The following is a 23,675-nucleotide window of genomic DNA, read 5'->3' as shown; positions in this document are numbered from 1 at the left end:
GGAAATCAGGGTTTCTCAAGCGACCACAAGTCGCTTTCGATGCTTTCGAACCTTTCCTTAAGGAGCGTCTGCGTGTCGAAAACCGCCCTGTTGTAATAATGCGGCGCCACTTCGGTGGTGAACAGCTCAAGAATCTCGGCGACCTCGAACGAACCCAGCTTGAGCTCGAAGCGGTCTTCCATGAAACGTTTGATCTTGTCGGTGGCCGCACGCTCCTGCTCGGGCGTGAGGTTCAAGATCGGCGGCTTCGGTTTCTTGGCCATTACCAGCGACCATCCCAAGCGGCGAAGTTCTGCAGCAATTGCAGGCCATGGGTATGGCTCTTCTCCGGGTGGAACTGCACGGCAAAGCGCGAACCATCGGCCAGCGCGGCGGCAAAATCGACGCCGTAATGCCCGCCACCCACCACCTGGCGCGGGTTACCGGCGGCGATGTAGTAGCTGTGCACGAAGTAGAAACGCGCCATGTCCGGAATGTCGTGCCACAGCGGGTGGTCGACGGTGCGGCGCACTTCGTTCCAGCCCATGTGCGGGACTTTGAGGTGCTCGCCCTCTTCATGCAGGTCTTTGCCGAAGAACTTCACCTGGCCCGGAAACACCCCGATGCAGTCGACACCGCCGTTCTCTTCACTGCTGTCGAGCAAAGCCTGCATGCCCACGCAGATACCGAGGAAGGGGCGGTCCTGGCTGACTTCGCGCACCAGGCTGTCAAAGCCCAGGCGGCGGATCTCGGCCATGCAATCGCGAATCGCGCCAACGCCGGGGAACACCACGCGGTCGGCTTCGCGAATCACGTTGGCATCGCTGGTGATCAGCACCTTGCCGGCACCTACATGCTCAAGGGCCTTGGCCACCGAGTGCAGGTTACCCATGCCGTAATCGATAACCGCGACCGTCTGCATTACAGAACGCCCTTGGTCGACGGCATTTGCCCGCCCATGCGCTCATCGACTTCCACAGCCATGCGCAACGCGCGGCCGAAAGCCTTGAACACGGTTTCGATCTGGTGGTGAGTGTTGGTGCCGCGCAGGTTGTCGATGTGCAGGCTGACCAGTGCGTGGTTGACAAAGCCCTGGAAGAATTCCTGGAACAGGTCAACGTCAAAGCCACGGCCCACGTTCGCGCGGGTGTAAGGCACGTGCATCTGCAAACCCGGGCGGCCGGAGAAGTCGATGACCACCCGGGACAGCGCTTCATCCAACGGGACATAGGCATGGCCGTAGCGACGGATGCCTTTTTTGTCGCCGATGGCCTTGGCAAACGCCTGGCCGAGGGTGATGCCCACGTCTTCCACCATGTGGTGGTCGTCGATATGCAGGTCGCCTTTGCCGACGATATCCAGGTCGATCAGCCCGTGACGGGCGATCTGGTCCAGCATGTGCTCAAGAAAAGGTACACCGATATCGAATCGGGCCTTTCCGGTGCCATCCAGGTTGATCGAGGCTTTGATCTGGGTTTCCAGAGTGTCGCGCTCGACAGATGCCTTACGTTCGGCCATCACCAGCTCCGCAAAATCATTGGGCGAAAAAGGCAGCCATTATAGGGGCGCAGGCGCTAAACAGAAACAACGAAGGGGATAAGACTGACGAGTTGGAGCGAGGAATGTCGGGGATAGACATGTGCATACATGTGAGCATGGGCTTATGTGGGAGCTGGCTTTTGTGGGAGCTGGCTTGCCTGCGATAGCATCACTGCGAGGCAACTGGTACACCGAGGTGCCTGTATCGCAGGCAAGCCAGCTCCCACATTAGCCCGGCCCCACAGGAGCCGGGCCCACCCTTATTGCGGTGTCAGTGGAACAGTACCGCCGTCTTCTGCAGGGTAACCCACACACCCCACGCCAGCGGAATACCCACTACCAGCCACGCGGCAATCGCCAGCGGCTTGCTGGCGGCGGAGGCCTTCCACTCCAGCACGGTGGTGGCATCGGCACCTTTGTCATGGCCCAGCGCCTGTTCGGCGGCAAGTTCTGCATCAGTCATGAAGTACTTATCGGCCACCGGGCGCACCAGCAGGTTGCAGATGAAGCCCAGCACCAGCAAGCCGGCGAGGATGTACAAGGTGATGTCGTAGGCCGCGGCGCGTTCAACGCCGATGCTCAACTGGTATTCACGCAGGTAGTTCACCAGCACCGGGCCCAACACGCCCGCAGCGGCCCAGGCGGTCAACAGGCGACCGTGGATCGCGCCAACCATCTGGGTGCCGAACAGGTCGGCCAGGTAGGCCGGAACCGTGGCAAAACCACCGCCGTACATCGACAGGATGATGCAGAACGCCGCCACAAACAGCGCCACGTTGCCCAGATGCCCCAGGTTCGGGATCAGCGCGTACAGGGCAAAGCCCAGGGCGAAGAACACGAAGTAGGTATTTTTACGCCCCAGGTAGTCAGAGAACGAGGCCCAGAAGAACCGGCCACCGATGTTGAACAGGCTCAACAGGCCGGTAAAACCAGCGGCAATGGCTGCAATGGAGGCCAACTGGCCCGCATCCAATTGGCCAAATGGCACATCAACACCCAACAACTTGCCGCCGAACACTTCCTGCAGCAGCGGCGAGGCCATGCCCAAGATGCCGATACCGGCAGACACGTTCAGGCACAGCACCAGCCATACCAGGCGGAACTGCGGGGTTTTCCACGCCACATTCACATGCACGTGACGGTGAGTGATCATCGCATTGCTGGCTTTTTTCGCCGGCGCGGTCCAGCCCTCAGGCTTCCAGCCGGTCGGCGGTACGCGATACAGCAGGGCGCCACCGATCATGAACACGAAATAAATCGCCGCCATGACCACAAAGCTCTGCCATACGCCCACGCTGGTGGGCGAAGAGAAATGGCCCATCAGTGCCGCAGCCAGGGGCGCACCCACCATCGCGCCGCCGCCGAAGCCCATGATCGCCATGCCGGTCGCCATGCCGCGCTTGTCCGGGAACCACTTGATCAAGGTCGAAACGGGCGAGATATAGCCCAGGCCCAAGCCGATACCGCCAATGACCCCGGAGCCGATCCACATCAGCCAGATCTGGTGGGTATAGATACCCAAGGCCGAGATCAGTAGGCCACCACACCAGCACAGCGCCGAGACAACACCAGCCTTACGCGGCCCGGCGTGTTCCAGCCAACCGCCCCAGATCGCTGCGGAGCAGCCCAGGAAGATGAAGAACAGGGTGTAGATCCAGCCCAGCATGGAGATCGGCCAGTCGCATTGGGACGAAAAGACTTGGGCGATAAAGCTCATGTCCGGCGCGCAGGCCACCGGCGCGGTGATACCCAGCGCCTTGGACAACGGCAGCCAGAACACCGAGAAGCCGTAGGCCATGCCGATGCACAAGTGGATGGCCAGTGCGGCCGGTGGAACTAGCCAGCGGTTGAAGCCCGGCTTGGCGATGATGCGTTCCTTGGACAGGAACGCAGGCTGTGCGGCGGCATTGCCGGCCACAGTGCTAGTGCTCATTGGTGTTTCCCCCAGTTATTGGTATGCGTCCGTCAGGCGCTCTCTCCCTCGGCCTTGCACGCAAAGCGTGGCCGTTTTGTTGAGTGAAGCTCCCTTTAAGGCGCGACGTTAAGTCGCAGAAGGCGGACGAACGTGCAGAGATTAGCACCAGTGGATGACAGAAAAATCAAACTGCCACTACCTTTTTTGGATTATCTGTATTTTTCTGACGTCAAAATCCCATTTCCACGCCGGTGGATACAATGTAACGATCCGTGAACTGACGCCGGCCTTCGGGCGTTATACTCTGCGGCTAAATTTTGAATTCGACATACAAGGACTCGCCCATGAAAGCGTTCGGCAAAATCCTGGGTCTGGTACTTCTGGGGCTGTTGCTGATCATTGTGGCGCTCGGCTTTGCCCTGACCCACCTTTTCGATCCCAACGACTACAAAGAAGAAATTCGCCAGATAGCCCGCGACAAGGCCCACATCGAGCTGACGCTCAATGGCGATATCGGCTGGAGCCTTTTCCCCTGGCTGGGCCTGGAACTGCACGAGGCCAGCGTCGCGACCCTGACCGCACCCACCCAACCTTTCGCCGACTTGCAGATGCTCGGCCTGTCGGTACGCGTACTGCCACTGCTGCGCCGCGAAGTGCAGATGAGCGATGTGCGTGTCGAGGGCTTGAACCTGCGCCTGAACCGCGACAAACAGGGCCACGGCAACTGGGAAGACATCGGCAAGAACCTGCCCGACGAAACCACAGGCACCCCCGCTCCCGCGCCAGTCGAACCCGTGGCTGAAACCAAGCCGGAAAAGCCGCCGCAGCCGATCCGCCTGGACATCGACAGCCTGACCATCAACAACGCTCGTGTTGAGTACACCGATGAACAGACCGGCAAGCAATTGAGTGCCGAGAGCATCCAACTGAGCGCCGGAGCCATCCACGAAGGCGCCAGCATTCCGCTGAAACTCACGGCGTTCCTGGGTAGCAACCAGCCGCTGATGCGGGTCAAGACCGAGCTGAACGGCAACTTGCGCATCCAGCGGGCCCTCAAGCGCTACCAGTTCGAAGACATGCGCTTTAGCGGTGAAGCCACCGGCGAGCCGCTGCAAGGCAAGACCGTGAGCTTCTCTACCCAGGGCCAACTGCTGGTGGACCTGGCGGCCAACGTCGCCGAATGGACCAACCTGAAACTGGCGGCCAACCAATTGCGCGCCTTGGGCGAACTGAAAGCCAATGACCTGGACAAAACCCCGCAGATCAGCGGCGCCCTGTCGGTTGCCCAGTTTGACCTGGCCAAGTTTCTTGAGAGCATCGGCCACCCACTGCCAGCCATGGCCCCAGGTAGCCTGAGCAAGGTCGAGCTGGTGAGCCGCCTCAAGGGCACGCCCACCAGCGTCGCCCTGGAAGACCTGAACCTGAAGCTCGATGGCAGCACCTTCACCGGCCGCGTCGCCGTGGATGATTTCGCCAAGCAGTCCCTGCGTGTGCAGCTCAAAGGCGATACCTTCAATGCCGACAATTACCTGCCGACCAAATCCGAAGCCGCTAAAGGTGCAACCGCTGCACGCCAGGCCGAAGTACAGAGCAGCGAGGCCGGCGCCATGGCGGCAGGCGGCAACACACCATTGCCCGAGGCGCCGACCAAAGGTGCCTGGAGCAATGACAAACTGCTGCCGCTGACGCGCCTGCGCAGCCTGGACGTGAATGCAGACCTGACCTTTGGCGAGCTGACCCTTAGCCAATTGCCCATTCAAAATGCGGTGCTTAAAGCCTCCGGCATTGACGGGCAACTCAAGCTCGACACCCTTAGCGGCGGTCTCTACAACGGCACGTTCCAGGCCAACGGCACACTCGACGTGCGCCAGGACACGCCAGTGCTGGCCCTGCAAAGCCACATCAAGCAGGTACCTGTTGAACGCATCCTGCAGGCCCAAGGGAAAACTCCGCCGGTCAAAGGCCAGCTCACCCTCGACAGCAACCTCAGCGGCCGCGGCAACAGCCAGAAGGCCCTGATCGACAGCCTCAACGGCACCGCCAGCCTCGTGATCAACAACGGTGTGCTGCTCAATGCCAACATTGAGCAGCAACTGTGTACCGGCATCGCCCTGCTCAACCGCAAGACCCTGAGCACCACGCCAGGCGGCAAGGACACGCCCTTCCAGGAACTGCGCGGCAACCTCACGTTCCGTAACGGCGTGGCCAGCAACCCCGACCTGAAAGTGCGCATTCCTGGCCTGACGCTCAACGGCAACGGTGATGTGGATTTACGTGTGCTGGGCATGGACTACCGCGTCGGCATCATCGTTGAAGGCGACAAGCGCGACGTGCCGGACCCGGCTTGCCAGGTCGGCGCCAACTTCCAGGGCATTGAGGTACCGCTGCGTTGCCGTGGCCCGCTGGAGCTGGGCGCCAAGGCCTGCCGCCTGGACAAGGACGGCCTCGGCCAGGTCGCCCTCAAGGCGGCCGGCAATCGCCTGAACGAGAAGCTGGAAGAGAAACTCGACAAGGTTAATCCCAAGCTCAAAGACGCATTGAAAGGCCTGTTCAACCGATGAAAAACGAGCAGTTTTCACAGGCGGTGCTGGACTGGTACGACCGCCACGGCCGCCACGACCTGCCCTGGCAACAGGGCATCACGCCGTATCGGGTGTGGGTGTCGGAGATCATGCTGCAACAGACCCAGGTGAGCACCGTGCTCAATTATTTCGACCGGTTCATGGCGTCCCTGCCCACGGTCGAAGCCCTGGCCGCCGCGCCGGAAGACGAAGTGCTGCACCTGTGGACGGGCCTGGGCTACTACACCCGGGCGCGTAACCTGCAAAAAACCGCCAAGATCGTTGTCGCCGAATACGGCGGTGAGTTTCCCCGCGACGTCGAAAAGCTCACCGAGCTGCCGGGCATCGGCCTGTCCACCGCTGGCGCGATTGCCAGCCTGAGTATGGGCCTGCGCGCGCCGATCCTCGACGGCAACGTCAAACGCGTGCTGGCGCGCTTTACCGCGCAAGAGGGTTACCCTGGCGAGCCCAAGGTGGCCAAGCAGCTGTGGGCCACCGCAGAGCGCTTTACACCCCATACCCGCGTCAACGCCTACACCCAGGCAATGATGGACATGGGCGCCACGCTCTGCACCCGCAGCAAACCCAGTTGCTTGTTGTGCCCGCTGGAAAAAGGCTGCGAAGCCCACATGCTCGGCCTGGAGACGCGCTACCCGATCCCCAAGCCGCGCAAGACCATTCCGCAAAAGCGCACGCTGATGCCCATGCTGGCGAACGCCGAGGGCGCGATCCTGCTTTACCGTCGCCCGTCTACGGGCTTGTGGGGCGGCTTGTGGAGCTTGCCGGAGCTGGATGACCTGGGCGACCTTGACCACCTGGCCAACCAGCATGCACTCGCGCTGGGCAAGCATCAGGAACTGCCGGGGCTGATCCACACCTTCAGCCACTTCCAGTTGGCCATCGAACCCTGGCTGGTCCACGTCGAGGAAACCGCCCATCACGTGGCCGAGGCCGACTGGCTCTGGTATAACCTCGCCACCCCGCCGCGCCTGGGCCTTGCCGCCCCGGTGAAAAAACTGCTGAAGCGCGCGGCCGACGTATTGAACGCAGGAGTTTCGTCATGACCCGCACCGTTATGTGCCGTAAGTACAAAGAAGAACTGCCAGCCCTGGAACGTGCCCCTTTTCCGGGTGCCAAAGGCCAGGACATCTACGATAACGTTTCCGCCCAGGCGTGGGCCGACTGGCAAAAACACCAGACCCTGCTGATTAACGAAAAACGCCTGAACATGATGAACGCCGAAGACCGCAAATACCTGCAGGGCGAAATGGACAAGTTCTTTTCCGGCGAGGAATACGCCCAGGCCGAAGGCTACGTCCCACCTGCTCAATAATTGATCAAAAACCGGGGTCGGCACGTAAGCGACGGTAATAATTAAATATTTTTTGAAAACTTGCTTGACGACCCCCTGAAAAACCCGTTTAATGCGCCCCGTTGCCCAGATAGCTCAGTCGGTAGAGCAGGGGATTGAAAATCCCCGTGTCGGCGGTTCGATTCCGTCTCTGGGCACCAAAATACCGAGAAACCCCAAGGAACAATGTGTTCCTTGGGGTTTTTTATTGCCTGCGATTTAATACGACTCACGCATTTACGGACACGATGTCGCAGGAAGACGATTGAGGGTTATTTTTGGCTGGGCTCAATCGTTCAGCCTTTACCCAATTCTCCGTTGTAAGGTTTTTTCATGACCCGCTTCTTGCTTTGCACCCTATTAATACTGGCCGCCCTGCTCAGTGGGTGTGCCACGCAGTTGGACGTAGCAATCAACGCAACGCCTGATCCCGACTACCACTTTGACCGCCAGGCAACCGTGCTGGTGACCTCCACTGGCGGCAGTGATGAAAACTCGCTCAACGCCCGCTACTACTTGCGTGACATGGTCCGCGCCATGCAGGACCAGGGCTTTCGCAATGTCTTCACCGACACCACGCTGCCCAAGAACCATGCACCGATCAAAATGACCGTCACCCTGGATGTCGACAGCAAGCAGGTGACTTATCGCTATACCGCCACCGAATACGGGCAGGTGGCAAACAGCACCACCACCCAATGCAAGAAGAACAAGAAAAAGACCGACCAACTAACCTGCACCAGCACTCCAAACACCTCCTACGGCCCGGTAGGGACCTCGGAGCGCACCGGCTACACCACGCTCACCACCTTCCGGGTCACCGCTCGTGATGAAGTGAGCAGGCACACTGTGTACCTGCTAAGGGCGTCGTCCTATAACGACGACTGCCAAGCCGCCAAGGTCGAAGCCTTCCTGGTGCAGCAGGGTTTGCAGAACCTGAATTTCCAGGACCGCGTGCAGCGCAACTATACGGTCACGATGCCTGAAGGCTTCCGTTGCAAGTAATCAGCTGCTCGGCAGGCCCTTGGCTCAAGGGCCTTCTTACCTGAGCAAAAACACCATCAATGGGTTGTCATTCAAGCGCCCTTGATAGCTCGGCGCCAAGTGCTCCACCGGCGACCCCTTCAACAGCGCGGTCTCCTTGCGCGACACGATCACCCACGAGGGCCGGGGCAGCGCCGCCAATTTCTCAAGCTCGTGTCGCCCGACAAACAGCGGCTGTTCATCGTGATCCAGGTTCATCATGTAGCGCACCGCCCAGGTATCCCGTGCCAGGTCGACAAATACCAAAGGGCCCGGCTGCGCCTGGCGCAACGCCTCCACCTGGCTGACAAACCGCCGAGTATCGAATTGCAGGTCCTTGGCCGGCTCTATCACCGTCACCAGCAACAGCCATTGCGCCGCCAGGGCGATCAGACTGAGCCACACCAACCGCCATGCTCGCTGCCAGGCAATCAACGCTGCGGCTTGCAGCACCACCAGCACGCCGATCATCAACGGCAAGGAAATCTCCGGCCAGTAGCCCTGCTTGTGCCAGGCGTGTCGACACACAAACAACACAACCACGCACAACGCCGGCAGCGCCGCGACCAGCCATTCGTAGCCGCGACGCACGCCCACCAGCCAGCCTTGCGCATGCAGCAGCCCATAGGCAGCGACAGCCGCAAACATCGGCACCATCGGCAGAATGTAATAAGCGCGCTTGAAGTGCGGTACCGACAGGCCGAGCAGAATCATCAAGCCGCAGCCCCCGAACCGCACCAGCAATTGCAGGTGCTCATTGCCCCAACGCTCGGGCCAGCGATGGCGCAACGCAAACAGGGTCGCAAACGCCAGCGGCACCACCGGGAAGTAGCGGTACAAGCTCAATTGGAAGTAAAAGTAAAACGGCTCACCCGACTCATCCAGACGCCCACCGACTTGCATCTTGAAGACTTCATCGGCAAACGCATTGCCACCACTGAACCGCGCAAGCTTCATCAATAACCACCAGCACGCGGCGAGCAACACCAGGCCGACAACGCCGTGGATCAGGATCTGCCGGACACGCACCCCCGGTTTGCCCAACGCCCAATACACACACACCACCCCGCAGACTTCAATCAACCCCAGCGGCCCACGTATGGCGAAACCCAGGATGAACAACGGGAACACCGCCAGTTGCCTCAGCCGTGACCCGAGGCGTTCGCCGGTGTGCAGCAGATAGAAACTGCCCACGCATAACAACGCGACCATCTGGTCCAGGCACACCGAGCGCGACTTTTCGAGCAACTGGGCGGTGAGCAGCGTGAGCAGCATCGTCAGCAGCGACCAGGCACGGCTGTAGGGTGCCAGCAGACGATACATCAGCGCGATCACACCCGCCGAGGCGAGCGCCGTGGGCAGCACATTTGCCAAGTGGTTCGGCGCGTCGAACAAGCGGGCGAATAGATAACTGAAGATGGTTGCGGTGCCTGGGTAATCCGCATAGGGCTGGCCGTAGGTGGTGGGGAAAAGACTCGCGCCATGGCGATACATCTCCTGCAGGAACAGCGCCCAACGCCCGTCAAAACCCTGGGGCTGCTGATCCCAGATACCTACTGTGAACAAAAAGAGAGCGCCCAGGAAAATACCCAGTGACTCCAGGCGAAAACGGTTGCGGTGATCCATCGGGTGACCTGTCAGGTGGGAAGCGCTGCGTATGGTGCCGAACGCGCCCCTGAATGGCGCCTGAACAGACCTGAACATTCACGCGGTTACCGACTGGAGGGCCACACCACTGCCGGGATCAGGCGAACGTAGGCCAACTCGGCAACCAACTCGATCAGGGTCTGCAGGACCACCACCGCCGCGGCCAAGCCGCGCACATCCTCCGGCAGAGCCAGCGCCAATGGTAAAACCACCAGCGAATTACGGGTCGACGCACTGAACGTTACCGCCCGCGCCGTCAAAGCTGGCAGTGCGAACAGGCGCGCAGCCCCAATACCCATCAACGGCGCCAGCAACACAAAGGCCACGTAGACCGGAATAACTGGCAGCAACACATTGATATCCTGCATTACCGCCGTGATGTGCGAAGCGAGCACGACAAACAGCACCAACGCCATCGCCGGCACCGGCAACCACGCCCAGGCACTGTTCCAATGACTGATTATGCTCGACCGCCGCGCAAGAGTGCTGGTCAAAACCGCCAGAAGCATCGGCACCACAATCAGCCCCAAGAACGCCTCGACAAACGGCCCCGCCGCCACCACCACGGCCGATTGCTCGCCCAACATCAGCCCCAGGTATACCGGCAACAGCAGCAGTTGCAGCAACAGCAGCAGCGGGGTTGCCGCCAGCATCGACCGCGAGTCGCCCTTGCCGATATGGGTAAACACCACCACGTAGTCGATACAGGGCGTCAGCAACACCAGCAGAGCGCCCACCAGCAACGCCGGGCGCTCCACCAGGCCGCGGGTCAACCCCCACACCAGTAAAGGCACCAGGATGAAATTGGCCACCAGCAAGGCCCCCATGAAGCGCTTGTTGCCCAAGCCTTGGCGCAGCTCAAGAAAGGGTATCTGCAAAAACATCGCATACATCAGCACGGCGATGGCAGGGGTCACCCAAAGGCTGAGGCCCTGCGCCGACAAGGGCCAGAGCAGGCCAAACGTGACGGCCGCAAAGACGGCAACGAAGTAGATCGGGACCTGATGGTGTTCCAGGGTGTCACGGGTCATGGGCGGGCTCTGGTGGATCCATAGACTGTCAGCCTAAGTACCCGCGCAGATAAGGTCGAGCACTACAGCAATCATCGCCGCCCGAGAAACCCTTGGGATTTACCCCAACCTGCGCTTCAATACACCCTCTAAACCCAGACCCCAAGGACGTTAAGCCCATGGCCTCGCCAAACAAGCAGCAAAAACGCGCCCAGCGGGCAAAGACCAAGGCCAAGCAAAACCGCACCCAGCGCGCCGTGACGCACAAGCCGGATGCTTTTGCTGGCGACGACAGCCGCATCGACCTTGAGTCGGTGGATTTGACTGAACTGTTCGTCGAAATGCGTACCGCCGGCGAGATCAGCCAGCAGGCGCTGTGTGCGGTGTTCCTGGCGCACCCGTTGCTGGCGTTGGTGCTGGAGCAGGAAGGCGAAGAGGAAGCGACCGACTTTATCCTGGCGGCGCTGATCGAGTATCGGCAGTGGGCGACGGACAGCGATGATGAAGCCGCCGCATTGGCGTGGATTGAGTCGCCGCAGTTCCAGGCCGACTACGTGGCGGCGTCCCAGGCGCTGGCCAACGCCCCCGACTGACGCAAAATAAAAATGTGGGAGCGGGCTTGCTCGCGAATGCATTCTGACAGTCACTCAATTATTGACTGGTCTAGCGCATTCGCGAGCAAGCCCGCTCCCACAGTTTGAATAGCGGCGTATCAGTTAAGCGCCGCAGCCCCCACTCTTTGAGCCTTGCGACGGCTCGCCACCACCAACCCCGCCAACACCACCAGCAAGCTCAGAATCCCGGTGGCGATGATCTCGACCCGGTGCGCTTCCTGGAACAGCATGATGGTCAACGTACCGACGATAAACACCATCACCGCGTACGTCAGGCCAGGAAACAACCACATCTTGAACACGATCTTCTCGCCCGCCGCCGCACGCTTCTGACGCATGCGCAGTTGCGACACGGCAATCACCAGGTACACCAGCAACGCAATGGCGCCGGAGCTGGCCAGCAGGAATTCGAACACGGCCGCCGGGGCGACGTAGTTGGCAAATACCGCCAGGAACGCAGCGCCGGTAGACAGCAACACTGCCCAGTAAGGCGTGCCGCTCTTGTTGGTACGCTTGGCCACGGCCGGTGCGTCACCGCGACGGCCCAGGGAGAACAGCATGCGCGACGCGGTGTACAGCGCCGAGTTGAGGCAACTGGTCACGGCAACCAGCACCACCAGGTCGACAATCAGCTTGGCGTTCGGAATGCCCATGCGTTCCAGCACAGTCTGGTAGGAACCTACGGCAGCCAAGGTCGGATCGTTCCAAGGCACCAGGGAGACCACGATGAAGATCGACAACAGGTAGAACAAACCAATCCGCCAGATCACCGAATTGGTGGCCTTGGTGATTTGCTGGCCAGGGTTCTTCGATTCGGCGGCAGCGATGGTGACAATCTCGGTGCCCATGAACGAGAACATGGTGGTCAGGATTGCCGCCAACACCGCGCCCATGCCGTTGGGCATGAACCCTTGGGTATCGAACAGGTGCGAAACACCGCTGACCTGGCTGGTGGGCAAGAAGCCGAAGATCGCGGCCAGGCCGAGGATCACAAAGCCGACGATCGCAACGACTTTGATCAGCGCAAACCAGAACTCGAACTCACCGTAGTTCTTCACACTGAACAGGTTGGTTGCAGTCAGCAACAACGTAATGATTAGGGTAAACGCCCAAATCGCCACGTCGGGGAACCAGGCGTGCAGGATGGTCGCCGCTGCGTTGGCCTCCAACGGAATCACCAGCACCCAGAACCACCAGTAGAGCCAGCCAATGGTGAAACCGGCCCAGTGGCCGATTGCCCGGTCGGCATAGGTAGAGAACGAACCGGTATCGGGTGACGCAACGGCCATCTCGGCCAGCATGCGCATTACCAAGACCACCAGTGTACCGGCGGCTGCATAGGCCAACAGTACAGCCGGGCCGGCAGCAGCGATCGCATGGCCGGAGCCGACAAACAAACCGGCGCCGATGACGCCGGCAATCGACAGCATGGTGACGTGCCGCGGTTTGAGCCCCTGTTCGAGGTCATTGGAGCTTTGCGTACTACTCATTGACACACCTTTGCGAGGAATTGCGAAAACGGTTCGCCCGGCCTGCAGCCTTTCTCGTGAAAAGAATCCAACAGGGCGTTCTTTATTTTTTACGCAAGATTTGCGCCAAAATGTAACAGAGCCGCAGTTGACGCGGGCTGTAGGACAATTCGTCAGCACTCGCAAGTCATTGAGAATCATGGCATTCCGCTATAGCGTTACCGTGCGACTCACCTTCCAGCCAATCCGACGCACCAAAAACACACACAAAAAGTACGTGACGCCCCATAAACGGGCTGATATGGACCGTTTGCCCGGTTAACCCTTCCAACACCCGGCCAAAGCTGGCACCATCGCGCCCTTTTTTACGCGAAGCCTGTGGATCTTTCCGGTTCAAACGTCTGTAGGTTGTTGATGGCGCGACACGCTACTGCGCCGATGCGACACCCTGCCGCAGACCATCGGTTAACCGTCCGCAGCGCTGTTGGCTGTCATCCAAACGCTATGCTAGCTTGGCGCCTCGCCAGGAAGGCGGCCCAACAGCGAAGATCGCAACGAACACAATGAGGACCGCACATGGCCGAGGCCACGCCCGCGCTTGAAATCCGCAACTTGCACAAACGCTATGGTGAGCTTGAGGTACTCAAGGGTATCTCGCTGACCGCTCGCGACGGCGATGTGATCTCGATCCTGGGTTCCTCCGGTTCCGGCAAGTCCACCTTCCTGCGCTGCATCAACCTGCTGGAAAACCCGCACCAGGGCCAGATCCTGGTGGCCGGCGAAGAACTCAAGCTCAAGGCCGCGAAAAACGGCGAACTGATGGCCGCCGACGGCAAGCAGATCAACCGCCTGCGCAGCGAAATCGGGTTTGTGTTTCAAAACTTTAACCTGTGGCCGCACATGAGCATCCTCGACAACATCATCGAGGCCCCTCGTCGCGTGCTCGGCCAAAGCAAGGCAGAAGCCATAGAAGTGGCCGAGGCCCTGCTGGCCAAGGTCGGTATTGCCGACAAGCGCCACGCTTACCCTGCGCAACTCTCCGGCGGCCAGCAACAGCGGGCGGCGATTGCCCGCACCCTGGCGATGCAACCTAAAGTCATCCTGTTCGATGAGCCGACGTCGGCGCTTGACCCGGAAATGGTTCAGGAAGTACTTAATGTGATCCGCGCACTGGCCGAAGAAGGCCGCACCATGCTGCTGGTCACCCACGAAATGGGTTTCGCCCGTCAGGTATCCAGCGAAGTGGTGTTTTTGCACCAGGGCCTGGTCGAAGAGCAAGGATCGCCACAGCAGGTGTTTGAAAACCCGCTTTCGGCGCGCTGCAAACAATTCATGTCCAGCAACCGCTAACGGAGCAACATGCATGCAGACCTATAAGAAATTCCTTCTGGCCGCGGCCGTCTCGATGGCGTTCAGCGCCACGGCCATGGCAGAAACCTTGAAAATGGGGATCGAAGCGGCCTACCCGCCGTTCAACAATAAAGACGCCAGCGGTAACGTTGTCGGCTTCGACAAGGACATCGGCGACGCCCTGTGCGCCAAGATGAAAGTCGAGAAGTGCGAAGTGTATGTGTCCGACTGGGACGGCATCATCCCGGCCCTGAACGCCAAGAAGTTCGACTTCCTGGTGTCCTCGCTGTCGATCACCGACGAGCGTAAGCAGGCGGTTGACTTCACCGACCCGTACTATTCCAACAAGCTGCAGTTCATTGCGCCCAAAGCCACTGCGGATTTCAAGACCGACGCCACTTACCTCAAAGGCAAGGTGATCGGTGCACAGCGCGCAACGCTGGCCGGTACCTACCTGGAAGACAAGCTGCCGGACACCGAAGCCAAGCTCTACGACACACAGGAAAACGCCTACCTCGACCTGACCTCCGGTCGCCTCGACGGCATCCTGGCTGACAAGTACGTGCAGTACGAATGGCTCAAGAGCAAAGACGGCTCGGCCTATGAATTCAAAGGCGACCCGGTGGTAGAAAGCGACAAGATCGGTATCGCCGTACGCAAGGGCGACCCGCTGCGCGAGCGCCTGAACAAAGCCCTGGCAGAGATCAAGGCAGACGGCACCTACAAAAAGATCAACGACAAGTACTTCCCGTTCAGCATCGAATGATCTGAACGGCCTGCCCGGCGCGCTCCTGCGAGCGCGCTGGCTTTTAGCAATGCCTGCCGCGATATGAAAACACCATGAATTTCGATCTCTACGGATTCGGCCCGGCGCTCGCCGCCGGCGCGCTGATGACCGTCAAACTGGCGCTCACGGCCCTGTGCCTGGGGCTGGCGCTCGGCCTTGCCGGCGCCTTGGCCAAGACTTCGCCGTACAAGCCGCTGCAATGGCTGGGCGGTGCGTATTCGACCATCGTTCGCGGTATTCCCGAATTACTGTGGGTGCTGCTGATTTACTTCGGCACCGTCAATCTGATGCGTGCCCTGGGTGAGTTCTTCGGCAACCCAGACCTGTCCCTGAGTGCCTTCGCCGCTGGCGTCATCGCCCTGGGCCTGTGCTTCGGCGCCTACGCAACGGAAGTGTTCCGCGGCGCGATCCTCGCCATTCCCAAGGGGCACCGCGAAGCCGGTGTGGCGTTGGGGCTGTCGAAGTTTCGGATTTTCACCCGGCTGATCATGCCGCAGATGTGGCGCATCGCCCTGCCGGGCCTGGGTAACCTGTTCATGATCCTGATGAAAGACACCGCGCTGGTGTCGGTAATCGGCCTGGAAGAAATCATGCGCCACGCGCAAATCGGCGTGACCGTGACCAAGCAACCCTTCACCTTCTTCATGGTCGCCGCATTCATGTACCTGGGCCTGACCGTACTGGCGATGACCAGCATGCACTTCCTGGAAAAACGCGCCGCCCGCGGCTTTGCAAGGAGCACCCAATGAGCGGCGACTACAGCTGGCTATCGCACTTTGACCTGGGCCTGAACTGGGCCGTGATCATCAAGTGGCTGCCGAAGTTGGCCCAGGGCGCAACCTTGACCCTGGAGCTGGTGGCAATCGCCGTGATCGCCGGTCTGCTGCTGGCGATCCCTCTGGGCATCGCCCGCTCTTCGCGCCGCTGGTACGTGAGTGCCCTGCCCTACGGCTACATTTTCTTCTTTCGTGGCACGCCGCTGCTGGTGCAGTTGTTCCTGGTGTATTACGGCCTGGCGCAGTTCGACGCCGTGCGCAACAGCTTCATGTGGCCGTACCTGCGCGACCCGTTCTGGTGCGCCACCGCCACTATGACCCTGCACACCGCCGCCTATATCGCCGAGATCCTGCGCGGTGCGATCCAGGCCATCCCGCCGGGAGAAATCGAAGCGGCGCGGGCCCTGGGCATGTCCAAGCCCAAGACGCTGTTCTACATCATTCTGCCTCGCGCCTCGCGCATCGGCCTGCCGGCCTACAGCAACGAAGTGATCCTGATGCTCAAGGCCAGCGCCCTGGCCAGTACCGTGACCCTGCTGGAACTGACCGGCATGGCGCGGACCATCATTGCCCGCACCTACCTGCCGGTCGAAATCTTCTTTGCCGCCGGACTGTTCTACCTGCTAATGGCCTACGTGCTGGTGCGCGGCTTCAAACTGCTGGAAAAATGGCTGCGCGTCGATGCATGCCAAGGCCGTTGAGGCACGCTTCCAGGCACTGGATGCATTCCTGATCGAGCACCAAGGGCTGTGGCGACCACGGCCCTTTATTCACTTGCAGTTGCCCTGGGAAACCGAGCATCCGGAATTATCCCGGTGGCTGCGTCGGCGTTCGTTGGCCGAAGCTGAAGCCAGTCATAACCACCCCCATGACCTGCCCGCACCCGCACCGTTTCCACAGCTGGCCGCTCACGCGCTGCGCCTCGGCGCTGTGGATAAGTTACCCACGCACACCCTTGAGCCCGCTCGCCATCGCCTGAATGTCGACGTGCCCGGGCGCAAATGGCAACAGATCGAAGCCTTCGGCGCCGCGCTGACTTTTGCCCAAACGCCTGCCCACTGGCTGGACTGGTGCGCCGGCAAAGGCCACCTCGGACGTCGCCTGCTGCAACCCGGTCAACAACTGACCTGCCTGGAGTACGACCCCGCCCTCATCGCCTCCGGCCAAGCCTTGAGTGATCGCCACGACCTCCCCGCAACCCATCACCTCCAAGACGTCATGGCGGATGTCGCGATCCAGCCCGAACACACACCGGTCGCCCTGCATGCCTGCGGCGACCTGCATGTGCGCCTGCTGCAACTGGCCAGCGCCGCCGGCTGCAAACAACTGGCCCTGGCGCCCTGCTGCTACAACCGCATCACCGCCGACCGTTATCAGGCCGTCTCCGCCGCCGGGCGCGCCTCACTGCTGCAACTGTCGATTGATGACCTGGGCCTGCCCCTGAGCGAAACCGTCACCGCCGGCAACCGTGTACGCCAACAACGAGACACCTCCATGGCCAGGCGCCTGGGCTTTGACCAACTACAGCGGCAAGTGCGCGGCTGCGACGACTACCTGCCAACACCTTCCCTGCCCGCCAGTTGGCTGGATAAATCCTTTGCCGACTACTGCCAGGAACTGGCGAGCCTCAAGGGCTTATCCACAGGTGTTCAGGACTGGCAGGCCCTGGAAGCCCACGGCTGGCAGCGCCTGGCCGAAGTGCGCAACCTTGAGTTAGTGAGAGGCTTGTTTCGACGCCCATTGGAACTGTGGTTGGTATTGGACCGGGCACTGTTCATGGTGGAACAGGGCTACAACGTCGAGGTCGGCAGCTTCTGCGAACCATCGTTGACCCCTCGCAACCTGATGGTGCTGGCCGAGCGCGAATAAAGGGCAAAAAATCCTACAAGCGCCTTGTGGATAACTCTGTTGATGAATAGTTTGCAGAGGCCCTAAATATAGGCACTTCACACCCAAAGCCGGCCTGGTTATTTTTTGTTCACAAAATAAAATGCACACAAAACAGGCAGTTGCAGCGTGTTGAGAACTGCTGCGCAAAATGGCTGTTTCGGGACAACCGTTACCAACCGATTGTGCATAAGCATCTGGCGCCAGGCGCATAACGGGCTCTTTGTGCGGGCTGTTTGGCGCGTTTGGCAAGGGGTAAAGCCCGTTGTGCATCAGGTTACGAGGGGGTCTGTCCAAGGGATGCTTGAAACCTATCGATCTCGTCTACTGCATGGAGTTGGACCCGTACTTTGCACGCGCTCTTCAACCTGTGAAGACACGGGGAAAACGCCCTAATCGCGAGAAACCTCCGACTTTGCAAAAATAGTCAGAATTCAGGGGTTTACAGAACCTTTCCAATCGCTATAATCGTCGCCCTAACACGCCGGTATAGCTCAGTTGGTAGAGCAACTGACTTGTAATCAGTAGGTCCCGGGTTCGACTCCTGGTGCCGGCACCATACAAAACAAAGCCTCCACAGAAATGTGGAGGCTTTGTTGTTTCCGCATGTCCACATCCTGTCCACACCTTGCCATCCTGCAGCGCAAGCCTCATCGCGGTGAGATCGACAAATCAACCGACTACCAGGGTGGCAAATACAAAGACTGCCTTTTCGCACTCCTATTTCCAGGAGATGAGGGAGGTGATGATTGAATAGCCCAGGAACGTTGAGCAATAGCGAAGTGATGTGGTGCCTAGGCTGGCCGCCCGAAGCCCACGGAATAAAACCCCGGCCTGGACACGTCCGGGCTTTTTTACGAATGACGATCCATGCGCCCATCGCGATATGGCACTTAGCCACTTTTCCAATTGACACCCCCTCCCCACTCCGTTAAAAACCCCGCCTTGCTTGCGTTTTTATCGAGACATGGATGTTGTCCAAACCCCCGCTATTCAAATACCGCCGCTATTGGCTGGCGGTCATCATCGTGTTGCTGGCGATTCTTGATCCTTTCGGCCTGGCCAGTTCCAGCGACAGGGCGTCGGCGCAGTGGCTCAATCGCATGTTCGCCAGTCACTACCCGAGCCTTGGGCAGCAGCGGGTGGCGGTGGTGTTGATCGATGATGCCTACCTGATGCGCAATAACAGTTCATGGCCCATGCCGTATGGCGAGCAGAGTAAGTTGTTCAAGCGGTTGCTGGCGTACAAGCCCCAGGCGGTGTTTGTGGATTTGCTTTATAGCCACGACCACTCGTTCGGTGACCCTGCGCGGGGCAGTCAGTTGCTGGCGAATGTGTTTGAGCGTTATCAGCGCCAAGGCATCCCGCTGTGGCTGGCCAATACGGGGTTGATGCGCGCAGAGGCGGGCCAGGCGAATACGCTGGCGCCGTTTATGCAGGTGAGCCAGCCGGCCCTGGTGGTGTGGGAAGGCGTGGATGACAAATATCCACTGGCGATGAAGACACAGGCAGGGTTGTTGGAAACCCCTGCCATGTCGCTGTACCGGGTGTTCTGCGCCACGCAGCACTGCAAGCCGCCGCCGGTGGATGCGCAAACCACTGCTCAGCGCCAGCCCATCGCGGTGCAATGGGGGCTGAAGCTGGCGCCCGAGCAGGCACGTATCGCCGATATCCGCCACTGCGCGCCCGCGCGGCATTTTTTGCTGGATGGGGTGGCGCAGTTCTTCCAGGCGGTGTTCTGGAAACTCGATGACTCGGCCCAGGCGCGCTGCCCGTACACGCTGACGTTGTCGGCCAGTGATCTGGAAGTCAGCGACCCCGACGACCAGGCACTGGTCGCCGAGTTGCTGCGCGACCGCCTGGTGCTGGTGGGCGCCAATATTGCCTCCACTGGGGACTTGGTGGAGTCGCCGGTGCACGGCCAACTCCCCGGCGTTTACCTGCACGCCATGGCGCTGGACAACCTGATCAATACGGGCATGGACTACGACCATGAACCGGCCAATTTCCCCCACCTGCCGTTCAATTGGCTGGACCTGCTGGAGCTCGGGCTGCTGGCGTTGATCGCCGTGCTCAAGGCGCTGCACGCACGTCGCCTGGCGGGCCATCGCCCCTGGAGCCGGTGGCGTCGCCAGGAAATCTGGTTTTTTACCTCGCCATGCCCGTCGTGGCTGTTGGTGATGTCGATGTTGGCGGGGGTCAGTGTGTTGCTGAGCCTCAATGACATCACCCCGGTCAACGTGCTGGGCATTGTGTTGCTGTCGTTGGTGCTGTTCAGCGAGCGGATCGAAGCCTTCTTCGACCGCGATCGCCGAGTGCACCGCTCTGCTATCTGACTCAAGGAAACCAAGGATGAACAGAAGCCTCATCGTCTTGCTCGCCGCCCTCTTCACCCAGGGCGCCTGGGCAGAAACCCACAGTATCAAGGCGTTCCTCGCCGACCCGGTGACCGTACTGGACGAGCAAGGCAAGCAACAACGTGAGCTGGCGAAAAAGGACGCGCCCACCCAGCCCCTGCCGGTGTTGCAGTACAACCAGGCGCTGGACCTGGTGCAGGTAGAACTGGCAGGCCAGAAGGTGTGGCTGGACACCATGGATTTGCGCATCGAGCCACCGCTGAACGTCGTGGACCTGCCCTGCCAGGGCCTGACCAAAAGCCAGGCCAAGGACAGCCGCAACAACTCCACCATCGGTTTTGGTGCCGGCTGCAATCAATAAAAGGAGCGTTGCGGTGAAGGGATATCTAGTAGCAGCCAGCCTGTTGGCCAGTTCGGTGCTCAGTGGTTGCGCCACCTTGAAAGGCGCAGACCAGGCATTTCTGAACCTGGTGGGGCCCTCGACCCAGTCCCGGGTTCAGGGCCACTACGTGGACAACAGCGACGTACGCCAGTATTACAAGCTCGACCCACAACGTCAGAGCAAACAGCGCCTGAGCTACGACGGGCGTGCGGTGCCGGCCGCTGAAGCGCGCCAGCAGAACCTGGTGGATATCCCCATGCTGCAAGCCTACCTGCAGGGCATTGTCACGCGCTTGTCCAAAGGCTGGCCGGGGGAGTTGCCGCCGCTGCAGGTGAAGATCACCGACAGCTATGGCTTCGGGCCGTCGGCAGACCCTTACGGCAATCTGTTCGTGCCGCTGGGCATGCTGGACAACGTCGCCAGTGAAGATGAAATCGCCGCGATGCTTGGCCATGAAATGAGCCACGTATTGCTGCATCACCATGACCGCATGGCCGCTTTCCAGCAGCAGAAAGACATGTTCACCACCGTGGCCTCCACGGTCGCCTTGGCCACCATGGCTGCCGATACGGGCGTGGACCGCAGCTCCGGTACGATGAAACTGTTCAGTAAAGACCCGGCCGGCACCCAGAAGACCATTGGTAATACCGTGCTGTACACCGCCCTGGCCAATACCTTTTCCGATCAGGTATGGAGCACCGCCTGGGGCCGCAGCCAGGAAGACCAAGCCGACTTGCTGGGCACCGACTTGATGATCCGCGCCGGTTACGCGCCGCGAGCCGCCACCCATAGCCTGGAACGCCTCAACGACTTCCAAGGCAAGCAGAAACCCTTGCTCACGGGGTTCCTCACCGCGCGCAAGAATGCCATGCAGGATTCGCTGCAGCAGTTCAATCTCAACCAGTTCACCAAAGAGCTGGACGTGCTGGTCAAGGATGGCTTGACCACCGGCCTCACCGCGACCAGCCAATATTTCAACCGCTCACATATGTCGGCCATGGACCGCGACACCGAGCTGCGCCAGTACTTGCAACGCGAATATCGCCAGGAACGCCGCGCCCGGGTCAACCCGCAAAGCTGGGCGAAAATGAAGAGCACGCCCCAGGTCGCGAAGGCTTTGCAGGGCTATAAAGACGCGTACTTCGCGATTGATGCCCTGGAGAAAAACAAGGTGCCAGACGCTGACGCTTTCATCCGCAAGGCCCTGGCTTCGCCGGTAAAAGACCAGCCGAGCATTCGGCGCACTGCCTATACTGTGCGCCTGGCCCAAGGCAAAAACAGCGAAGCGGTGAAAGAGTTGCAGGCGATCAAGGACTGGTCCCTGGCCGGGCCTTCCACCTATGACTTGATGATCAGCTACCACCTCAAACGCGGTGACGGGCAATCGGCACTGGCGATGATCGATAAGGCAGAACGCAACCTGGGCTCGGAGGAACTGTTTATTACCGAAAAGCTGCTGGCCAACCAGCAACTGCAGAATGCGCAGCAGGTGCAAACGGTGTTGCGCAAGTGCGAGCAGTACCCGACACGCAAGGAAAACTGCAAGAAACTCGCGCCAGCCAAGGCCTAGGTAGCAGCCTCCAGGCATAAAAAAACCCCGAACCAGTCGGGGTTTTTTATGGCCTGGCATCAGGCACGACATTCGATCAATTAGAAAACGTTGATCGGGTAGTCGGCGAACAGACGGATTTCGTTACCGCCTACGTTGTACTCGCTGGCGTTGTTGGAAACGCGCAACCACGAGGCACGAGCACGCAGGCTCAGGTCTTTGGCTGGGCCGCTCTGTACCACGTACTTGAACTGGTTCCAGATTTCACGCTCGGTACCATCGCCACGGTTGGTACCGTCGTCGATGTTGGTACCGCGCACGTAGGCAATGTTGTAGGTCAGGCCCGGTACGCCGAAGGTGGCGAAGTCGATGCCGTAACCTGCTTGCCAGGAGCGCTCGTCCTTGCCGTTGAAGTCGGACCAGTAGGAGTTGGCCAGCAAGATGGTATTGCCGCCGTCGCCGATACCGCCGGCGTTGCGGTAGCCGCCGTACAGGTAGCCAGTGTCACCGGTGCTGCGCTGGTGAGCGATGGTGAAGCTGTGCGGGCCAACGGCCCACGTGGCGCCCAGGCTCCAGATTTTGTTGTCGCGCGCGTCAGCGTCTTTTTGGTTTTCCAAGGCGAAGCTGCGATCCAGCTTGGTCTTGTAGCCATTGAAGTCAAACGTCAGCGACTGCTGCTGCGGCAAGGCCAGCACGTAGTTGACGTTGACGTATTGCTTCTTCAACACGTCCTGCATGTCGGAGGCGTAAAGGGCAGCCGACAGGCTCTCGGTGAATTTGTAGCTACCACCGATATAGTCGATGCTTTTCAGGCGGCCGCTGTCGGTGCCTTCCATGCTCTTGCGCGCTTCTTTAGTGAAATGACCCGCGTCCAATTGCAGACCGGCGATTTCTTTAGAGACGATCGAAGTACCGGTGTAGGTTTCCGACAACAGGCGAGAGTTGTCGTACTGCAGCACAGGCACAGCCGGGAACTGATCACCGTACTTGAGTACAGTGTTGGAAACGCGGAACTTAACGGCAGCGCCGCCTTTGGCCAGGTCGTGCGGTGCCGAGCCTGGGTTTGGCTTGCCGTTGTCATCAAGAGTGCCGTTGCCCTGCTTGAAGAAGTCGATACCGCCGGCGCCAGCGCGACCTTTACCACCGTCCAGGCGGATAGCGTATTGGCCAATCACATCCACACCCACACCCACGGTGCCTTGGGTGAAGCCGGACTCGAACTTGCCGATGAAGCCTTGGCCCCATTCAGCTTTGTCCTGCTTGCCGTTTTTGTAGTCACGGCTGATGTAGGCGTTACGTGCTGCGATGTTCAGGTGGCTGTCTTCAACGAAACCCTTGGATTGCTCCTGGTCGTTTGCCATTGCTGTCGATGCGCTCAAAATCCCCAGAGCGATCAGACTCATCCGTTGCTTCAACATTTTCTTATATTCCTTATTACGGGTTGAGTACGCGCTGTGACACCAGGCTCCTATTGCTTTT

General features: G+C 59.9%; 21 protein-coding genes and 2 tRNA genes. 15 read left to right on the top strand and 8 right to left on the bottom strand.

The window, feature by feature from the left end; genetic code table 11:
* Positions 1 to 5 precede the first annotated feature (5 nt).
* The 4 genes from RHM69_RS22830 to RHM69_RS22815 all read right to left on the bottom strand — a co-directional run bounded on the left by RHM69_RS22830 (position 6) and on the right by RHM69_RS22815 (position 3,451).
* Positions 6 to 263 carry a DUF2164 domain-containing protein gene (locus tag RHM69_RS22830; RefSeq protein WP_014716514.1) on the bottom strand — a complete coding sequence of 86 codons (258 nt, stop codon included), beginning with the start codon at positions 261 to 263 and terminating at the stop codon, positions 6 to 8.
* Positions 263 to 901 (bottom strand): imidazole glycerol phosphate synthase subunit HisH, encoded by a 639-nt coding sequence (hisH, locus tag RHM69_RS22825; RefSeq protein WP_014716513.1) that lies wholly within the window; start codon positions 899 to 901, stop codon positions 263 to 265. Before hisH ends, RHM69_RS22830 begins: the two co-directional genes overlap by 1 nt.
* The gene (gene hisB / locus RHM69_RS22820; protein WP_003187781.1) at positions 901 to 1,497 is read right to left on the bottom strand and encodes an imidazoleglycerol-phosphate dehydratase HisB; all 597 of its coding nucleotides are present in this window, start codon (positions 1,495 to 1,497) and stop codon (positions 901 to 903) included. Before hisB ends, hisH begins: the two co-directional genes overlap by 1 nt.
* A gap of 292 nt (positions 1,498 to 1,789) precedes the next feature.
* The gene (locus tag RHM69_RS22815; protein ID WP_019819976.1) at positions 1,790 to 3,451 is read right to left on the bottom strand and encodes an OFA family MFS transporter; all 1,662 of its coding nucleotides are present in this window, start codon (positions 3,449 to 3,451) and stop codon (positions 1,790 to 1,792) included.
* Positions 3,452 to 3,777: 326 nt separating this feature from the next.
* Here RHM69_RS22815 and RHM69_RS22810 point away from each other — a divergent pair, with 326 nt between their 5' ends.
* The 5 genes from RHM69_RS22810 to RHM69_RS22790 all read left to right on the top strand — a co-directional run bounded on the left by RHM69_RS22810 (position 3,778) and on the right by RHM69_RS22790 (position 8,350).
* Complete coding sequence (locus tag RHM69_RS22810) at positions 3,778 to 5,994, top strand: AsmA family protein (RefSeq protein WP_069868904.1); 2,217 nt, start codon at positions 3,778 to 3,780, stop codon at positions 5,992 to 5,994.
* A complete protein-coding gene (gene mutY / locus RHM69_RS22805; RefSeq protein WP_200599100.1) occupies positions 5,991 to 7,058 on the top strand; it encodes an A/G-specific adenine glycosylase in 1,068 nt (355 codons plus the stop codon). Before RHM69_RS22810 ends, mutY begins: the two co-directional genes overlap by 4 nt.
* The gene (locus tag RHM69_RS22800; RefSeq protein WP_014716509.1) at positions 7,055 to 7,327 is read left to right on the top strand and encodes an oxidative damage protection protein; all 273 of its coding nucleotides are present in this window, start codon (positions 7,055 to 7,057) and stop codon (positions 7,325 to 7,327) included. Before mutY ends, RHM69_RS22800 begins: the two co-directional genes overlap by 4 nt.
* Before the next feature lie 103 nt (positions 7,328 to 7,430).
* Positions 7,431 to 7,506 (top strand) — tRNA-Phe (locus tag RHM69_RS22795).
* A gap of 172 nt (positions 7,507 to 7,678) precedes the next feature.
* Positions 7,679 to 8,350 carry a hypothetical protein gene (locus tag RHM69_RS22790; RefSeq protein ID WP_200599099.1) on the top strand — a complete coding sequence of 224 codons (672 nt, stop codon included), beginning with the start codon at positions 7,679 to 7,681 and terminating at the stop codon, positions 8,348 to 8,350.
* 36 nt (positions 8,351 to 8,386) lie between these two features.
* On the opposite strand, the gene RHM69_RS22785 is transcribed toward RHM69_RS22790, so the two are convergent.
* Positions 8,387 to 9,994 (bottom strand): ArnT family glycosyltransferase, encoded by a 1,608-nt coding sequence (locus RHM69_RS22785; RefSeq protein ID WP_200599098.1) that lies wholly within the window; start codon positions 9,992 to 9,994, stop codon positions 8,387 to 8,389.
* 86 nt (positions 9,995 to 10,080) lie between these two features.
* A complete protein-coding gene (locus tag RHM69_RS22780) occupies positions 10,081 to 11,046 on the bottom strand; it encodes an arsenic resistance protein (protein ID WP_200599097.1) in 966 nt (321 codons plus the stop codon).
* Positions 11,047 to 11,204: 158 nt separating this feature from the next.
* Here RHM69_RS22780 and RHM69_RS22775 point away from each other — a divergent pair, with 158 nt between their 5' ends.
* A complete protein-coding gene (locus tag RHM69_RS22775) occupies positions 11,205 to 11,618 on the top strand; it encodes a hypothetical protein (protein WP_200599096.1) in 414 nt (137 codons plus the stop codon).
* Between the two features lie 119 nt (positions 11,619 to 11,737).
* On the opposite strand, the gene gabP is transcribed toward RHM69_RS22775, so the two are convergent.
* A complete protein-coding gene (gene gabP, locus RHM69_RS22770; protein ID WP_020302403.1) occupies positions 11,738 to 13,129 on the bottom strand; it encodes a GABA permease in 1,392 nt (463 codons plus the stop codon).
* Positions 13,130 to 13,684: 555 nt separating this feature from the next.
* Between gabP and RHM69_RS22765 the strand changes: the two genes are divergently transcribed.
* From RHM69_RS22765 to RHM69_RS22725, 9 genes are all read left to right on the top strand, one after another.
* Positions 13,685 to 14,458: an ABC transporter ATP-binding protein gene (locus RHM69_RS22765; RefSeq protein WP_010213906.1), complete on the top strand. Its 774-nt coding sequence runs from the start codon at positions 13,685 to 13,687 to the stop codon at positions 14,456 to 14,458.
* A 13-nt stretch (positions 14,459 to 14,471) separates the two neighbouring features.
* Positions 14,472 to 15,224, top strand: coding sequence for an ABC transporter substrate-binding protein (locus tag RHM69_RS22760; RefSeq protein WP_014716503.1), 753 nt, complete (start codon positions 14,472 to 14,474; stop codon positions 15,222 to 15,224).
* A gap of 74 nt (positions 15,225 to 15,298) precedes the next feature.
* Positions 15,299 to 15,994: an ABC transporter permease gene (locus RHM69_RS22755; RefSeq protein WP_102666659.1), complete on the top strand. Its 696-nt coding sequence runs from the start codon at positions 15,299 to 15,301 to the stop codon at positions 15,992 to 15,994.
* Positions 15,995 to 16,032: 38 nt separating this feature from the next.
* On the top strand, positions 16,033 to 16,722 hold the full coding sequence (locus tag RHM69_RS22750) for an ABC transporter permease (protein ID WP_032803763.1): 690 nt from the start codon (positions 16,033 to 16,035) through the stop codon (positions 16,720 to 16,722).
* Positions 16,703 to 17,890, top strand: a complete 1,188-nt coding sequence (locus RHM69_RS22745; RefSeq protein ID WP_102666660.1) for a methyltransferase — start codon at positions 16,703 to 16,705, stop codon at positions 17,888 to 17,890. The genes RHM69_RS22750 and RHM69_RS22745 overlap by 20 nt, the downstream gene beginning before the upstream one ends.
* Positions 17,891 to 18,391: 501 nt before the next feature.
* Positions 18,392 to 18,467, top strand: a tRNA-Thr gene (locus tag RHM69_RS22740).
* Positions 18,468 to 18,879: 412 nt separating this feature from the next.
* The gene (locus tag RHM69_RS22735) at positions 18,880 to 20,244 is read left to right on the top strand and encodes a CHASE2 domain-containing protein (protein WP_200599095.1); all 1,365 of its coding nucleotides are present in this window, start codon (positions 18,880 to 18,882) and stop codon (positions 20,242 to 20,244) included.
* A 16-nt stretch (positions 20,245 to 20,260) separates the two neighbouring features.
* Positions 20,261 to 20,626: a hypothetical protein gene (locus RHM69_RS22730; RefSeq protein WP_014716500.1), complete on the top strand. Its 366-nt coding sequence runs from the start codon at positions 20,261 to 20,263 to the stop codon at positions 20,624 to 20,626.
* Positions 20,627 to 20,639: 13 nt separating this feature from the next.
* Positions 20,640 to 22,217, top strand: coding sequence for a M48 family metallopeptidase (locus tag RHM69_RS22725; protein WP_032901798.1), 1,578 nt, complete (start codon positions 20,640 to 20,642; stop codon positions 22,215 to 22,217).
* Positions 22,218 to 22,297: 80 nt separating this feature from the next.
* Here the strand turns inward: RHM69_RS22725 and RHM69_RS22720 are convergent, their stop codons facing one another.
* Positions 22,298 to 23,614: an OprD family porin gene (locus RHM69_RS22720; RefSeq protein ID WP_014716498.1), complete on the bottom strand. Its 1,317-nt coding sequence runs from the start codon at positions 23,612 to 23,614 to the stop codon at positions 22,298 to 22,300.
* Between the last annotated feature and the right edge of the window lie 61 nt (positions 23,615 to 23,675).

The organism is Pseudomonas sp. CCI1.1 (genome assembly GCF_034348165.1).
In the GTDB taxonomy this organism is placed as follows: domain Bacteria; phylum Pseudomonadota; class Gammaproteobacteria; order Pseudomonadales; family Pseudomonadaceae; genus Aquipseudomonas; species Aquipseudomonas paracarnis.
Note: the sequence above shows the minus strand (reverse complement) of the source record. Positions and strands in the feature narration are given on the sequence as shown.

Bases quoted from the DNA above. Each gene is read 5' to 3' on its own strand.
- RHM69_RS22830 (WP_014716514.1), bottom strand. From the start codon at position 263: ATGGCCAAGAAACCGAAGCCGCCGATCTTGAACCTCACGCCCGAGCAG.
- hisH (WP_014716513.1), bottom strand. From the start codon at position 901: ATGCAGACGGTCGCGGTTATCGATTACGGCATGGGTAACCTGCACTCG.
- hisB (WP_003187781.1), bottom strand. From the start codon at position 1,497: ATGGCCGAACGTAAGGCATCTGTCGAGCGCGACACTCTGGAAACCCAG.
- RHM69_RS22815 (WP_019819976.1), bottom strand. From the start codon at position 3,451: ATGAGCACTAGCACTGTGGCCGGCAATGCCGCCGCACAGCCTGCGTTC.
- RHM69_RS22810 (WP_069868904.1), top strand. From the start codon at position 3,778: ATGAAAGCGTTCGGCAAAATCCTGGGTCTGGTACTTCTGGGGCTGTTG.
- mutY (WP_200599100.1), top strand. From the start codon at position 5,991: ATGAAAAACGAGCAGTTTTCACAGGCGGTGCTGGACTGGTACGACCGC.
- RHM69_RS22800 (WP_014716509.1), top strand. From the start codon at position 7,055: ATGACCCGCACCGTTATGTGCCGTAAGTACAAAGAAGAACTGCCAGCC.
- RHM69_RS22790 (WP_200599099.1), top strand. From the start codon at position 7,679: ATGACCCGCTTCTTGCTTTGCACCCTATTAATACTGGCCGCCCTGCTC.
- RHM69_RS22785 (WP_200599098.1), bottom strand. From the start codon at position 9,994: ATGGATCACCGCAACCGTTTTCGCCTGGAGTCACTGGGTATTTTCCTG.
- RHM69_RS22780 (WP_200599097.1), bottom strand. From the start codon at position 11,046: ATGACCCGTGACACCCTGGAACACCATCAGGTCCCGATCTACTTCGTT.
- RHM69_RS22775 (WP_200599096.1), top strand. From the start codon at position 11,205: ATGGCCTCGCCAAACAAGCAGCAAAAACGCGCCCAGCGGGCAAAGACC.
- gabP (WP_020302403.1), bottom strand. From the start codon at position 13,129: ATGAGTAGTACGCAAAGCTCCAATGACCTCGAACAGGGGCTCAAACCG.
- RHM69_RS22765 (WP_010213906.1), top strand. From the start codon at position 13,685: ATGGCCGAGGCCACGCCCGCGCTTGAAATCCGCAACTTGCACAAACGC.
- RHM69_RS22760 (WP_014716503.1), top strand. From the start codon at position 14,472: ATGCAGACCTATAAGAAATTCCTTCTGGCCGCGGCCGTCTCGATGGCG.
- RHM69_RS22755 (WP_102666659.1), top strand. From the start codon at position 15,299: ATGAATTTCGATCTCTACGGATTCGGCCCGGCGCTCGCCGCCGGCGCG.
- RHM69_RS22745 (WP_102666660.1), top strand. From the start codon at position 16,703: ATGCATGCCAAGGCCGTTGAGGCACGCTTCCAGGCACTGGATGCATTC.
- RHM69_RS22735 (WP_200599095.1), top strand. From the start codon at position 18,880: ATGTTGTCCAAACCCCCGCTATTCAAATACCGCCGCTATTGGCTGGCG.
- RHM69_RS22730 (WP_014716500.1), top strand. From the start codon at position 20,261: ATGAACAGAAGCCTCATCGTCTTGCTCGCCGCCCTCTTCACCCAGGGC.
- RHM69_RS22720 (WP_014716498.1), bottom strand. From the start codon at position 23,614: ATGTTGAAGCAACGGATGAGTCTGATCGCTCTGGGGATTTTGAGCGCA.